At 43.9% G+C, this 15,278-nt stretch carries 9 protein-coding genes and 2 pseudogenes; 1 reads left to right on the top strand and 10 read right to left on the bottom strand.

Translation table 11 applies throughout. The features are described 5' to 3' along the window. The 5 genes and pseudogenes from QZX97_RS19045 to QZX97_RS01510 form a co-directional block, all read right to left on the bottom strand. A partial coding sequence (locus tag QZX97_RS19045; RefSeq protein WP_363151713.1) for a hypothetical protein occupies positions 1-195 on the bottom strand: 195 nt, incomplete at its 3' end. Then, positions 181-1,527 (bottom strand): annotated as a pseudogene (locus tag QZX97_RS01495) (beta-L-arabinofuranosidase domain-containing protein); the annotation flags it as partial. The pseudogene QZX97_RS01495 and the gene QZX97_RS19045, both read right to left, overlap by 15 nt. 7 nt (positions 1,528-1,534) lie before the next feature. After that, entirely contained in the window at positions 1,535-5,146 is a 3,612-nt protein-coding gene (locus tag QZX97_RS01500; protein ID WP_295664053.1) for a glycosyl hydrolase, read from the bottom strand. Positions 5,147-5,148: 2 nt separating this feature from the next. Continuing rightward, positions 5,149-5,325: a hypothetical protein gene (locus QZX97_RS01505; protein ID WP_295664056.1), complete on the bottom strand. Its 177-nt coding sequence runs from the start codon at positions 5,323-5,325 to the stop codon at positions 5,149-5,151. Continuing rightward, positions 5,288-5,551 (bottom strand): hypothetical protein, encoded by a 264-nt coding sequence (locus tag QZX97_RS01510; protein ID WP_295653981.1) that lies wholly within the window; start codon positions 5,549-5,551, stop codon positions 5,288-5,290. Before QZX97_RS01510 ends, QZX97_RS01505 begins: the two co-directional genes overlap by 38 nt. A gap of 243 nt (positions 5,552-5,794) precedes the next feature. Between QZX97_RS01510 and QZX97_RS01515 the strand changes: the two are divergent. Continuing rightward, positions 5,795-6,426 (top strand): annotated as a pseudogene (locus QZX97_RS01515) (DUF3826 domain-containing protein). 912 nt (positions 6,427-7,338) lie between these two features. On the opposite strand, the gene uidA reads toward QZX97_RS01515, so the two are convergent. The 5 genes from uidA to QZX97_RS01540 all read right to left on the bottom strand — a co-directional run. Further along, positions 7,339-9,198, bottom strand: a complete 1,860-nt coding sequence (gene uidA / locus QZX97_RS01520; protein ID WP_295653973.1) for a beta-glucuronidase — start codon at positions 9,196-9,198, stop codon at positions 7,339-7,341. A gap of 169 nt (positions 9,199-9,367) precedes the next feature. Then, positions 9,368-11,791 (bottom strand): glycoside hydrolase family 3 N-terminal domain-containing protein, encoded by a 2,424-nt coding sequence (locus QZX97_RS01525; RefSeq protein WP_295653968.1) that lies wholly within the window; start codon positions 11,789-11,791, stop codon positions 9,368-9,370. A 39-nt stretch (positions 11,792-11,830) separates the two neighbouring features. Continuing rightward, positions 11,831-12,994, bottom strand: coding sequence for an MFS transporter (locus QZX97_RS01530; protein ID WP_295653966.1), 1,164 nt, complete (start codon positions 12,992-12,994; stop codon positions 11,831-11,833). A gap of 25 nt (positions 12,995-13,019) precedes the next feature. Further along, positions 13,020-14,567: a carboxylesterase family protein gene (locus QZX97_RS01535; protein WP_295653963.1), complete on the bottom strand. Its 1,548-nt coding sequence runs from the start codon at positions 14,565-14,567 to the stop codon at positions 13,020-13,022. Next, a partial coding sequence (locus QZX97_RS01540) for an AMP-binding protein (protein WP_295664059.1) occupies positions 14,564-15,278 on the bottom strand: 715 nt, incomplete at its 5' end. The genes QZX97_RS01535 and QZX97_RS01540, both read right to left, overlap by 4 nt.

Consider the following 15,278-nt stretch of genomic DNA (forward strand, 5'->3'; position numbering starts at 1 on the left):
AGCAGATTCAGGTGCTTGGTTTACCGTAAACCTGATATCCCCGTTCCAGGGGTAATCGGTTTGCTCTGCAATTTTTATCGCTTTGCCATTCTTTAAAGTGGTCGACAGATTGTTCCCACTATAAAGGTTAAAGTAAAGGCCCTTTTCCGACAGGCTGTACACATAATTGCTCAGCTCGGCAATAGTGCGTACCACGTTGGGCGGACAGCAATCCGAGTAACCGATGTACCCTACCCTATCCTTCGACCAGCGTTGCTGAAAAGGCAAGTCATCCGAAACACTCAAAGGATTGGTGTACAAATACTTAGTCCCGCTCAAACTGATACCTGATAGCATCCCATTATATAAGGTTAACTCCATAATATCCGCGTATTTGGCATCCCCGGTCAGTTTCAGCATGCGCCAGTTCCAAAGCACATTGCCCACGCTGGCACAGGTTTCGTTGTGCGCGGTAAAATTGGGTAATTGGTAATCGCGGCCATAAGCCTAGTGTATCTCCTGCACGTCTTTCAGCAAATACGATGTCCCATCGGGCGATGCACCATCATACAATGCACCACAGCCACCTGTTATATACATTTTGCGGTTCACAACATCGTTCCAAACCAAATTGAGTGTATGGGTCAGCGTAGTATCGCCCGTTTCGGCAAAAACGTCGGCTGCTCCTGCGTACAAGTAATTTGCCCTTACGGCATGGCCCATGGCAGCCGTTTGCTGGCGGAAAGGTATCCTGTCCTGGTTATCATCGGTGCCATCTTTCATCAGGCCGCGTATATCGATCAGGTTCTTCGCCAACTCTAAATATTTCGGGTCGTGCGTGGTGCGGTACATTTCAACCACGCCCATGTAATGCGATGGGCAAATAGCGTTCCTTGCCAGTTCGGGCGAGGCTGTTTTGTAAAAACGGTACAGGTAGTCAGTAGCCTTAATGGCGATATCCAGAAAAGTCCTTTTTCCTGTTACCCGGTAATGTATACAGGCCGCGGTCATCAAATGGCCCAAGTTGTAGGTTTCAAAATTGAGCCTGTCTTCAAAAGCTTTTGCCTTATCGGGATGTTGATGTTCGTCAATCAGGGTGGGTGTATGGATGTACCCATCCGCTCTTTGTGCTTTCGCGATGAGTGCGATGGTCTTATCCAGTTCCGCACCAAGCTTCGGGTCTTTATTGATGGCATACATAGCCGTCATAGCTTCCAGCAGTTTGTAAAAATCGCCATCCTGAAAAGGCGGGCCAACGTGAGCGCCCGTATCTAATCCCGCTGCTATCTCAAAATTTTGCGTGGCATGACCCATCTTCGGGTCTGTGTAAACACTCCACAGGTGCGGTATCATCGAATCCTGGCAGGCTTTAAAGCGTTCGGCCCAAAAACCTGTCGTCCACTGTACATTACCCATATCAACGCCGCTCAGCTTAGCATACGGGCTTTGCGAGGTATTCACCAATCCATTGCTTTGCGCGAACGGTTTTTCTACCGCCAGCAGCAAAAAGCCTATCATTAGCAAACTCAATTTTCCTATCGCGTTCATGGCTATCTCATTTATTGTTATCTATCTCAACTATATCAACCGGGCCGAACAATCCGGCAGGTAACAGTGGCTTGCCATCCAGCCTGTACGGCGCGGTGGTATTGGTAACGCGCTTGCCATCGGGCAAGGTATGGTCGCGTATCAGGCGGTTTTGCCAGGTATTGCTTACTTCAACATGTATCTTGTTATAGCCAGTGTGCAGGGCATTAGTAATATCAACCCGGTAAGGCGGCGACCATGCCGTACCACAAAACACGCCGTTAATGGTTACGCTGGCTATGTTAGCTATATTGCCCAAATCGAGCCATAATTTGCGGTTGGCAACCAGATTACTATTCCATTTGACGGTTTGTACGTAATCGGCCGTGCCCGAGTAGTATTTTACTGTCGGGATGTCGCTTTTGCTCCAATCTGTGAGATGGGTAAAAAGCACCGGCTCGTCCGGGCCGCCAAATTTAGGGTCGAATTGCACCGACCAAATACCATCCAACGAGCGCACCGATCTGAATGCCGACCAGTTCCTGCCCTCTTTTCTCGCGTTTTCGGCGGGGCTACGTAAAATGATAAACAGCGATGCATTGGCCTCCAATCGTATTGTCAAATTGGTGCGGCCGTTATCATTTGTCCAGCCGCTGGCGGGGTAGCTTTCCCCTGTTAATGGGTCCCACAATTCGGGTATTTTATTGGCGACCCTCAAGGAAAGATTAATAACCCGCTGCGCATTTTCCTGATTCGATATAAAGTAAATATCGAGTCCCGGCGCTGCGCGGTGGTTCCAGGCAATGTTTTTAGCGAAGTGCTGTAAAGAATCGGTCGCCAGCATATCGCGTTCCAAACCTATGCTGTTAAAAGTTTCCTCCTGATAAGGTGCTCTTAAGATATGTCCCGCTGCGCTCCCTTGTATCGAAGCGGTCAATTTAACGCCATTCACCATAATGGTGGCGCCATCATTAACCAATTGCTGCACCTTCGCCTGCACTTCACGTGATAAGCCATCGCCATTTGGTGACATTTTAGTTGCACCGGGTAAAATTAAGAGTTTATAACTCGCACCACCCGGCAACACAATCCGCCCGTTTTGTACGGTAGCCAAATGCAGCAAGGCATCGGTATTAAACGAGTCGTAAGCATATCCCCGCAAAGGGTTCACCCATTTCTCGGCATCAGCCATATTTGCGGATGAAGTAACACCATCGGGGATGGTACGCATTGGCTCGCCTGCATTTTGCAGGCGTGTTGCTTCGCTGTTAACCACGTCCGTGCCGAATATACCGGGCAGCACACTCACCAATCTATCCGGCAATACCGAGCGGCTTGGCAATTCCTCGCCGGTATAAACAGCGATATCGGTAACCGGCTTACCAGTTTGTAACAGCGTTTGGCAACGTTGCAGGTATTCCATAAAAGCCTTGCCCGGTTTCCACCAGGTTTGGTCGCGCTGAAAGTAAGTGCCCACGCCATCCAATGTCATACCCGGTTTGCGGTCGGTCCATGGGTTCAGGTTAAACACGTGCAACACAAAGCGATTGACCCCCAAGGCAAAATTACGGTCGGCCAAAGTCTTTAACATCCCGGGGTACTCGTCCCAGGCCATCCTCAGCTCTGTAAATGCTTCCGATTGTATGATGTCCTTACCATAAATATGCCCGCCAGAAACAGCGTCCAACACATCGCCGGGTTTATCATGTGTAGGGCTGCGCAGCCAAAACTCGCCCATGGGCAGGTCAACCTCCTTAAAATGCAATAAGCCATCGCTTGTAAATGTGGGCGCTACACTTTCGGCACTAAAAACGGCCCCTTTTTGGTGTGCCAGTGTGGCCATGGTATGATAAAAATTATCCACCAATAGCTCGGATATAGTTTGCCTGATATCGTGTAAGTATTTTTCCGAAACATCCGCGCTCTCCAGCGGTACACCTGCCATTGCGGGCAGGTACAAAACAGGGTCGTAACCACGGCGTTTTATAAATTCCTGCCTAAATACCGGCGACCAATTCTGGCTGCCGCACTCCCAGCTATCCACATGGAAAATTTTGAGCACACGGGCCGCCAAATCGGGCCCGGCTTGTTTTATTGCTTCGCCATACCAATTGTTAAATTGCAATTTTACAGCTTCGGGGTTAAACTTATCGCACTCCAAACCCTTGCCCGCGCCGCCGGTCTCATTGGTATGCCCGGTTGATGTATGCCCCATCCGCAGTATTACCCAATCGCCGTTGGGTGCTGCCCAGTTTAACCTGCCGTTCTCGTCGATGTGCGTCGTGATATCCACCATTTCACTCAACTTTACGCAGGCGGCTTTCGGTATCTGCGCATCGGTGGTTTTAGTGCCTACACGCCATACTTCACCGTTCTTGCCTTCGTACTGGTTTATTTGCGGAGCGCTGTACAGTGTGATGCCTGCTATTTTTAAATTAGGTTTCCATTTGGCTGCGTCCAGGTCTTCGGCACCAGGTTCGGAGCCTGCCTTATCGTAAACAAACCGGAAATACTTTGCCGATACTTCGGGTATGGCATAGGTATCGGGCGCATCGCCATCCTGCCAACCGCTACGGGGCGGTTCCAATTGGCCAACCGATATAAATTTCTGCCCATCGTAACTGATTTGCAGGCTTAAGCGCTGTGCCTCATAGTTGTTATTGGCCGGACGAATGGTAACAGAGCGGCAGGTAAAAGGCTGCTCAAAGGTATATTGTATCCAACAAGCCGTGTCGCTGCTAAAGCTTTTTTTGTTACCTTTTAATGCTAAATACTGCGCGTTGTCGCCCTTTTTACTGGTAGAGACCATAGGCGCAATGGTTTCTGAAGAAGCGTCCTCACCCGCTTTCAACGGATAAGCAAACACGGCTATATCGTTATAATAACCCTGATTGGTTTGTGGCTTTGGCAAGGTATCGTTAAAAGCGCGCCCGCCATGAATATAAGTTTTGCTCCAGGTAACTTTCTGCATCGACAGATTGGGTGTTATCCAGGGGCCGCCTGCTACTGCAAAACCATCACAATCGTGCATAGCCAGCTTCAGGCCGAGCCTGTCGGCCTCGCTCATCGCGAACTTTATCATCTGCCACCATTGCGGGGTTAGTTGTGTTACGGGCGGGTCCATCAGGGGCGGGTTTGTGGCCCCTTTTATGGTCATGAGGTAAGCACCGCCTATACCGGCTTCTTTCATGGCCTGCAGGTCGAGCGTGATTCCTTCCCGGCTTACCGCCGCCTGATCCCAGTACCAAAACACCCAGAGTTTAGCGGCTTCGGGCGGGTGCACAAACGATTCCCGCAAAGCCGAATGGTCGGTTATGGGTTTTATAGGCACATAAGTACCTTGTTCGGGTACATCGTGAAATACTTCGTGGCGGTGTTTTCCTTTTTTGGATTTTTTGCCGTGCGACGATTTACTGCTATGCGAACTGCCCTTTTTCGAGCTTTTACCATGGCTACTGCCCGATGCATGGTGGCTTGTCGACGTTGAATGGTGGCTTGTTGACGTCGGGTGATGGCTTGAATTGCCCGTTTTTTTCTTCTTTTTTTGCTGGGCGCTCGCACCAATAAAAATGCATACGCAAAGCATAGCGAATAATATCACCCTTGCGGATCCTGAAAAATATCTTGTCAACAACCTCATGTTCAAAATTTAATTTTTCTTGCCAGAGCACCTGCATCAGCCGGGCCGGTTTGGGTTGGCAATATATAAAAAGTATAACGATAAGGTTTGGCCGGTATTTGATATTGTGGCAGAGGCGCGGCCAGGTCGCTCCAGCTATCGTTACCACCTACCCCCATTTGTATCAAGTCGATGTTCAATGTAATTGCCGTCAGCGTCGGCTATTACCTTGTAGGGTTTTTTATCCCAGTCATTGGTGAGTGTGAGTACGGCAGTCGGTTTATCCCACCCCCAAACCTGCACGGTAGATTGTTGTTGCAGCACCAGGTTATCGGTAAATAAAGCCGCCAGTTTTGGCTGGGCATTGACTAAAAAGGGTAACATGCCCAGGCAAAGTACGCCGAAAAGCTCTTTGTAATTCATCATTGTTGGTTTGTACCAGGCTTAATTGGTGTTGTATCAAATTTATAGCAATATTTTCTATATGTCGATATCAAACACCCAAACAGGATAATATTGTACAAACATGTGCTAACTTGTTTCAACGATGGGTGGCGGTTGCCCGATAACTTTATTGTTGAATTATAAACCAATAATTATCCTGTACTATTTATGAAAAAGAGCATCGTAGTTTTACTGATGATAACCGGGCTGGTTGTATCGCCCAAAATGATATTCGCCCAAAATGATGCTGACGCAAAAGCGAAACCGGCAAAAGGGAAAGGCGATCCGGATGTTAAAGCCGCTGCCTGGGTTGCAACCCTTAACTTAACCGATACCGCCAAGGCAACCCGCGTAAAACAATTGATAACCACCCACCTTACGGCGGTACGCGATTTTTATAACAGTCATGATTATACTTTGGTGCCCGAAGGTATCAACCCTGTAACAGGAAAAGTTTTCAGCAAACTCGACAGGCAGGTTATCATCAATTCGACGATACCAAAAACGGTGCATACTGACCTGATGGACGGTTTGAAGAAGGAACTGACCGACAACAGGTGGAAATGATACTGGATAAATATACTATTGGCAAAGTTGCGTTTACCATGAATGGTTACAAATCGATAGTGCCCAACATGACCAAAGACGATGAGGCCTTTATCTTAACTAACCTTAAACTGGCACGCGAAGAGGCTATTGACTATAAGAACATCGATGAAATATCGAAGATATTCAAAATATACAAAACCAAAATTGAGGCCTATTTCACCGACAGCGGCCGCAACTGGCATGCCATGTATAAAGCTTATTCTGACAGTGTAAAAGCGAAGAAAGGGGCGGTGCCTGAAGCAAATTAAGAATTAACAGCTCAAAAAAAAGCCGTACAACCATGACGTAAAAAGGTCATTTTGAATATCAAAATGACCTTTTTTTATTTGTGCGCCCACCTGGGCTCGAACCTATCTTTGTTATCGACTGATAATCAATGAATTATAAAGCTTTCGTCGTTTGAGGTAGTTACATAGGTAACACGCCCTGCCGATATTCAAATATACGCATTAGTTATAGAAGCCTTTAATTTATATAGCGAATGATGAAATTTATTTTTTTATTTAACATTTTAAATATCTGATTATCGAATCAATAACAGATGTCATGACCGTTATTTAACAGCTCTATAAATAAAATATAAAAGCGTATTTGATCATTGGCCTGAATAATGCAAATATTATATGGATTGTAACAGAACCAGGGAAAATTCAAAATAATTCTTTCACAGAATAAACTAAGTTTAATTCAACTTTGTAACAAAGCAAAGTCTAGACAGCAACCTGTATGTTTATTCAATAAGCGGATCAATGAGATCTTGCGAGCCTTAAAAGGTAATTACGACTCACGACGACTGAATTACGGCTCAAAAAGTCTACTAATGAGCTGTAAATAGATAAACATGAGCTCTAATTAGACTATAACCCAGTTAATTTATTATTACGGCTCATTTTTTGTCGATCAGGAGCCACAAACTAATATATATCGAGCTGCAATTATGGCAAGAATAAATGATAACATTCTTAAATAAATAAAAAAACACCTCGCAAGTTCATCATTGGCGATACATCATAGTGCCGGAAAAAGTTATTTTGCAACAACTAAATGAAAACTAGTTGCCTTGGCAAAAGCCGGCCAATTATTAGCTGAAGGCAAACACTCTCTACTAGTTATCGCATTTCAAGCAGGTATAACTTTATATTCCAATAAAAAAATAACGGTCATTTATTTACTCCCCATCTTGATTTTAAGTAGTAAGCCGCCATTTTGGGTCTTCTGTCTCTGGTAAACACACCTTTCCAGTTAAAGCCTCCAAACCTCCTATCGCCTTGGCTTGTTTTAAAATCGGCAAATGCCCATACATGTGCTCCGCAAATATAATTTTTAGTATCTAACACATCTAAATACGCTTTAATAAAGTCTCGTTGATATTCTTCTGTAAACATTTCGGGCGTTAACGCATGCATACCCGGATAAGCATCTGCGCCAAACTCTGTTAAAATCATCGGTTTTTTAAACTTATCATGTATAATGTCAAGCTCTTTATTTAATAAAGCAGCCCCTTCGGCAATATTGCCGGTTTGACTATACCATCCAAAGTATCTGTTAATACAGATCACATCGGCTAAACCCAGCCACTGATAAGGTTCGTTTTCGGCCCCTACCAATGTTGCGGGACGTGAAGTATCTTCTTTCTTTATGGTGCCGATCAACTCTTTGAAAAAATTATACGAGATAGAATCCTGGGTATCCTTTTTTAAATACGACGACCGTAAACCCGGTTCATTGGCCACACTCCACATAATTACAGCAGGATGGTTCTTGTCACGATTGATCAGTTCCCTAATCATTTGCTTACAGGTTTCTTTTCTTTCATTAACCTGGTCAACGTTCTTGTCGAAAAATAAGCCAACTGCGGGGATTTCATCTATAATCAAGATGCCCTGTCTGTCGGCCATATTCATGTATTCCTCATCATACGGGTAATGTGAGGTACGAAACGAATTGGCACCTACCCATTTTAGTAATGAAAAATCTTTTACGATTACAGGGTATGAAGTCCCTTTTCCGGATATCGGAAAGTCTTCGTGCTTTCCAAAGCCTTTTAAAAATACCGGCTTACCGTTTAGCAAAAGCTGACTATTATTTACAGCAATCGTTCGGATACCGGTTTGCAGCGAATAGCTATCAACAACCTGGCTACCTCGAGTTAGGCTTACACTAAGATCGTATAGGTATGGATCATCAACATTCCACAAATGAGCATCGGGAACAGTTAATGTTACACTCGCTTCATCGCCACTAAATGTGAATGCTTTTTCGAAATCTTTATCGTTGCCCGACAAAGTTAATTTTCCGATTAGTGCACCTGTTCCTTCCTTTTTGATCTTAATTTCGACAGTAGCATTTGGTAACTGCACCTTGCTTACAACCGTGATATTAGTAATATGGCTTTGGGGTACTGAGAATAACCAAACAGGTCTTTCTAATCCGCAAAAAGGAAAAAAGTCAAAATTGCCAGCTGGGTTATTTGTAAAGCCACCTTCTGTTGTGATATTACCGGGTGGAACTCTGCTGGGTTTTAAAATATTTTCAACTTGTACAATGATCTTATTCTTGTTATTCCAATTGATATAGTCGGTTATATCGAACGCAAAAGGCAAATGCCCTCCTTCGTGTTTTCCCAGCACTTTGCCGTTTATCCAAACTTTTGCCGCATAATTGGCCGATCCAAATCGGATAAATATGCGTTGCCCTTGCCACGTTTTTGGAACATACGTGTTTTGCTCGTACCAGGCAATACCCATATAGTCTCTCAATTCATCGTACTGGTCGTTCCAACTGGCGGGTACTGCAATGGGTTTAGCTTGCTTTAGCCCGACGTACCATTTTTCGTTTTCGCCCACGTTGTTCGAGTCGACTTTAAAACTCCACATCCCCGAAAGGTTAAGCACGTTTCTTGTTAAATTTTGCTCGGGCATCAAACTGCTATTAGCGATATCAGCAGTTTTAAATTGCTGCGAAAAAGTTTTGCCGGCAAAACAAATAAGAACCAAAATGAAGATCAATTTCCTTAACATGATAATAAATTAATTAAAAAGTAAATACATAATTACATCTCTTTTATTTAAGCAAACCAAAGTCCATATCACATTTTGATCTAAAAATGTCAACGAAATATTTGGTAAACTTCCAGCAAAAAAAAGGCATCCTAAAAGCCTGCCATCTTTAGATATGATCATTTTGTTATTATCGATTTACAGCCTCAAACCTATCGCCAAGTTTCATATCTTCCGAAGAAGCAGCGACCCAAACTTTAAACCAGCCAGGCTCCGTAACATATTTCATCTCTTTATTGTAAATGCCCATATCTTTCAACTTCAGTATAAATTTTACCTTCTTTGTTTCGCCGGCCTTTAAATGCACGCGCTCAAAACCCCGCAAAACCTTCTCGTAAGTGGTTACCGAACTTATTTCGTCGTTAAGATAAAGCTGAACAATCTCATCTCCGTCCATTTTTCCAGTATTAGTGATATCTACAGATATTTCGACACTATCCCGAATAGAAACCTGATGGCTGGATAAACGCATATCGCTGTAAGCAAAGGTGGTATAACTTAAACCGAAGCCAAAAGGGTACAACGCACCGTTAACGCTGGACTTACCGTAGCCGTTTTGCCCTGATGATGGTTGACCTGCCTGCGAGGCCGGTTTAAATGGGAAATTAAACTCGATCTGTCCCATCGTCTTTGGGAATGTGGCGGATATTTTACCGCCCGGATTATAGTCGCCAAAAATGGTCTGTGCTACCGCATCCCCAACTAAGGTATTACCAAACCATGTTTCCAAAATACCGTTAACATATTTGTTTGCCCAATTTATTGTCAACGGGCGTCCATTTACAAGTATCAATAATACGGGCTTACCTGTCGCTTGAAGTGCTTCTAATAATTGCTCTTGCCTGCCTGGCAGATCAAGACTGGTACGGCTTAGGCTTTCGCCTACTATTTTTTCATCCTCACCCAATACTGCTACAATTACGTCAGCATTTTTAGCTTCCGATAACGCAGAATCTATTCCATTTTGCTCGATAACAGACAGGCTGGTATGTATGATCTCGCTTTCGGGCCAGGTTGGGTCAGTAATATCACACCCCTTAACATAACTAACAGCTGATTTCCCTTTTGTATAATTTTGTATACCTGCCAAAATGGAAGTTACCGGTAAACCCGTCGGCCCGTACCTGCTAATGGTATAATCTGTTGCGGCGGCTAGCGGGCCGGTTACCAAGATTCGCGGTGTTTTTGTAATATTTAAAGGTAGAAAATTATCCTTATTTTTAAGCAGCACTAATGACTCCTTTTCCATTTGCATAACAAAATCCCGGTGATGATCTAACCCAACTACGTCGTTAGCTTTTTTAGGGGCCTTAACGTAAGGATGGTCGAACAATCCGAGTTTGAATTTCACCCGTAAAACATCGCCAACTCGCGCGTCCAATGTTTTCATGGATACGGCACCTTCTTTTACTAATTCGCGCAGTGGCAGGATATAATCATCGGGTGGTGTAAAATTCGTCTTTACGTTTAACCCTGCTTCTATTGCCTGCCTAACCGCGTCTTTTATTGATGATGCCACATGATGCTTTGAGTAAATAAACTCTAACGCCTCGCTGTCTGAAACCACATACCCGTCAAAACCAAACTGATCTCTTAATAACTCGGTTAAAAAGTAATGGCTTGCCGTAATTGGTACGCCATCCCAATCGTTGTAGCTACTCATCACCCCCATTGGATGAGTAGCTTCAATTACCTTTTCAAAAGGATAAAGGTATATATCGTGCATTTCGCGCGGTGCAACGTGGGGGTCGGTGCGCGCATTGCCGTCGCGCCCGCCCTTTGGCATACTATAAACCGCATAATGTTTTAGCGTTGATGCAACTCCCTGACTTTGTAGACCCGCCACCATTGGTTTTCCCATTTCGGCAACATAATAGGGATCTTCGCCATAGCTTTCTAAAAAACGACCCCATCTCGGGTCGCGCGCAACATCCAATACAGGAGTATAAATATTAGTATATCCTAAGGCTTTAGCTTCGATTCCTTCTATCGTTCCTGCTTGACTAATCAGGCTTCTGTTCCAGGTACTTCCCATAGCAATAGGCGCCGGCAAAGGTGTCGCACGATCGTGATTCAAACCATGTATTCCTTCGTTGGTAAAATCAACCGGGATGCCAATGCGGGTCTCTTCAATAAACCATTTTTGTACTTTATTGATGGCTTCAGCATGGTTACTAAAGGGGAAGGTATACTCATCCGAATAAAATCGCCGGCCTCCTTTTATACCGTTTAAATGCTCGTCGATATTGGCAATACCATCTTTCCAAATTTTATTCTTCCAATCTGGCGTAGGTAAACGGTCTTTCAGTACCCGGCCATAACCATAAAGTGTGGCACACTGGTTGGTTTTTTCTTCCAACGTCATTAACGAAAGCAAATTGGCTACTCGTTTTTCGATAGGCTGTTGCTGATCTTCAAATACATCTTTCTTGCCGTTCTTGTTAAAATCTATCCAGTCATCATGATAAATATTAGTAACGTTTTGGGCAAAATCAGCTTTAGTGAAGAAGAGAATAAAAAAAGCGCTGCATGTAAAGATCTTTGCTATTCTCATAAATTGATTTAAAGTGGTTATAAAAAATATAGTGATAGGTTATTTATTCATCAGTTGAGTGTTGGTACTTTTAATACCAAAGGCAGCAAGCATAGCAATTAGCGCAAATATGCCTAGGGCGACAAATGCCGCCGAAAAACTACCTGTAATGTCGGTTATTTTGCCAATTAGTGGCGCACCTATCAAGATCATAATGATGCCAAGCATGTTAACCAGCCCCATAGCTGTACCCGCCCTACCTGGAAATAAATTAACAGCCCTGCTAAACAGTGCCGAGTAAGGCAAACCCGAGCCTATGCCAATGCATAAAATTGCTAAAAGGGTAATGTAAATGGATGATAATGATGAAGCAAGTATAAAGCAGCCAACCACATTGAGTAGCATACTTAACGCCAAGGTTGCTTTATATCCCAGCCGGATAACTAAGCTCGCGCCATAAACACGCGTAAATATGCCCACTAGCAATACCAAAGAGCCAATAGCACCGGCAGTGGTGGTTAACAAACCATTTTGTTTTTTTAATAGTTCGGTGATCCAGGTACCGATCAGTATCACCAGACCAAAAGATGCCATTTGAAGAAAACCCAATAACCAAAGTTGTCTGTCTGACAAAAGACTTTGTAGTTTAACGGGCAAATGGCTCTTAAATTCGGGACTGGGTACAGCAAATGCCCAAACAAAAACAGCGCAAACGGCAATAAATGCTGTGGACAAAAATGATACTTGCCAGCCAAAAGCATTTGCCAGGCGCGGAACAGCGAATATAACGAAGCCTGATCCCAATAAAACAGAAGCACCATAAAACCCTTGAGCGCGGTACAAGCGTTCGGCTGGCATGGCTTGAGCTATATACCTGGCGCCACCCACAAACGAGGCACCTGTACCAAAGCCGACAAAAATTTTCCATAACAACAACTGCTCATAGTTTGCCGAAAAGGCAATACCGATATTACCTATACAAACAATCGTCAACGCCCAAACAAGTATTTTTTTACCGCCAAAATTATCGGCTAAGTACCCGGCAGGTATTTGCATCAAGGCATGAGTTGCAAATATCCCGGTTGTTAAAAAACCAGCCATGGTTTTAGTAAAATTAAATTGTTGCATTAACGTTGCCGCCAAAGGAGCATGGTTGGTATAGTTTACCGAAAATGCAAAGCCCGCTAAGCATGCGAATAACAAATGTCGATTATCTTTTTTCATATCAGGGTTTGGTAGTCAATGCTCATTAATTTTCTTTTTGAGTTATTTCGGCTACCCGCGCGGCTATGTTAGCACCCCAAACCTTGTATCCTTCATCATTATAATGCAATTTATCGTCACGGTAGTATTTAACAAGGGGCTTCCCATCGGCACCCAGAAACTTGTCGGCAGAAGTTATATAGAATAAATTATGCTGAGTTTTGCAATATTGCTCAATGAGCTTATTTGCTTCGATCACCTGAGCCCAGACTCCCCATCGTTTTTCGCTGGGCGAAATTTGCAACCAGGTAATTGGCATATCAGGGTACTTCTCGCGTACAATACTGACAACATACTTAAACAATTCTAGCACCTGGTCGGGTGTTTTATCGCGCGGGCCATCAACAATATCATTGCCCACATACATAAATAATGCTTTTGGGTGGTGCGGGTATACGATCCGTTTAATATAATAAGCGACATCGCGCATATTGCTGCCACCAAAACCCCGATGGATCACGTCGCCGTAGTGAATATCTTCTCGAATGTTCTTCCAAAAGCGGATGTAAGAACTCCCTAAAAACATAATGGCCTTATTCGAATGTTTTTCTACTACATTCAAGCTATCAAATGCCTGAATATCCTTTTCGTACCTATAAACCCCCTCTTCATTTTTTCCTTTACTGCTTTTAAGCTGTGAATATAGCCAGGCTGCCATCGAAGCAATGCAGCTATCTTGTTTAATTTTAATGTTATCGAGCGTGTGGCCGGCACCAACAAAGGGCCGCCAGGCGGTAGGTACGCCCAAAGAAAGGCAATAGCGATATAAAATATGCGGACCGTATTTAAAGCCGTGATAATCAAATGCACTATCGCTTGGTACTGTTTTATCGGCTGTTCCCGCAGTATTAAATAATGGAGCGTCGCCTTTTTTTATCCATTTATAATCTATTAAAGCACCCCAGCAATTGATGACTCCCTGAACTTTTGATGAATAGCCATTGTTGCCGCTGTTACCTTCCAACGTCCCCCAACGGTCTGTTGAGATCTCTTTAGGTACATCAGCTTGTTTCATATATGCCATAGCAAGGCATGTTTTTGAGCCGGCCGAACTTCCCGCTACAAATATTTGCGAAGTGTCTACACCATATTTTTCGGCATAGCGCCTAAAGAAACGAACAGCGGCTTTGCCATCCTGCTGAGCACGGTACATGGATTCCGCATAGTCCTTATTTGACTTTGTACCCTCAATGCCTAAGCGGTAGTCTATTGATGCAGCTACATACCCTCTTTTAGCAAACGTTGCGCAAAGTCTTGAACTAAAAGCACCGTTTTTTGTGTTGCTTTGAAAGCCACCACCATGTATAAAGATAACCAAGGGGCGATGGGCAAGTGTATCTGCACCATGAGGCAAGAACACATCTAACAATAAGGCTTGATTAACCCCGTTTAGGTTAATAGCCTGACCGTATTGAATATTGCTTGTAGAATCTATAGCAGTAAATACTTCGTCTTTAAAACGTTTTTGCGCAACAGCGCAATTGCTTAACAAAAAGCATAATAAAATGAATAAACTAAGTTTAATGTATCTCATTTAAATAAATTTTTAACGTCATTTTTTACTACTTTACCCATCGCATTTTTTGGTAGTTCATCCACTAATAAATATTTTCTCGGGGTTTTATAAGGCGCAATCTTATTGCGCAGCCATAAATTTAATGCGCTCAGGTCAACATCAGTTTGCGACGTGATAATAGCCGCAACGATCAATTCTCCCCATTCTTCGTCAGGTACACCTACTACTGCACAATCAATGATCAACTCGTTATCCCGTAAAGCTTCTTCTATTTCCAACGCCGAAATTTTATAACCGCCGGATTTGATAATGTCTACTGAATTTCTTCCCAGTATCCGGTAATAGCCGTCTTCAACCATCGCAATATCTCCGGTTTTAAACCAATCATCATCGGTAAACGAATTATGAGTAGCTTCGGGTCTATTCCAATATTCTCTAAAAACATTTGCGCCTTTAATTATAATTTCGCCGCTTTCAGGTCCGGTTGTATTCTGATAGTTTTCATCTACGAGCCTTACTGAAACGCCAGGCAACGCAAGCCCGACAAAGCCGGCTCTTCGCTCTCCATCATAAGGGTTACTGATCGCCATCCCTATCTCTGTCATGCCGTATCTTTCCAATAAAGTTTGTCCGCTAATCCGTCGCCATTTTTCCATGATCGAAACAGGCAACGCCGCCGATCCGCAAACCATCAGCCTGAATTTGCCCATACACTCCGTTAATTCTTCC

Origin of the sequence: uncultured Mucilaginibacter sp. (assembly GCF_903893715.1) — a bacterium.
In the GTDB taxonomy this organism is placed as follows: domain Bacteria; phylum Bacteroidota; class Bacteroidia; order Sphingobacteriales; family Sphingobacteriaceae; genus Mucilaginibacter.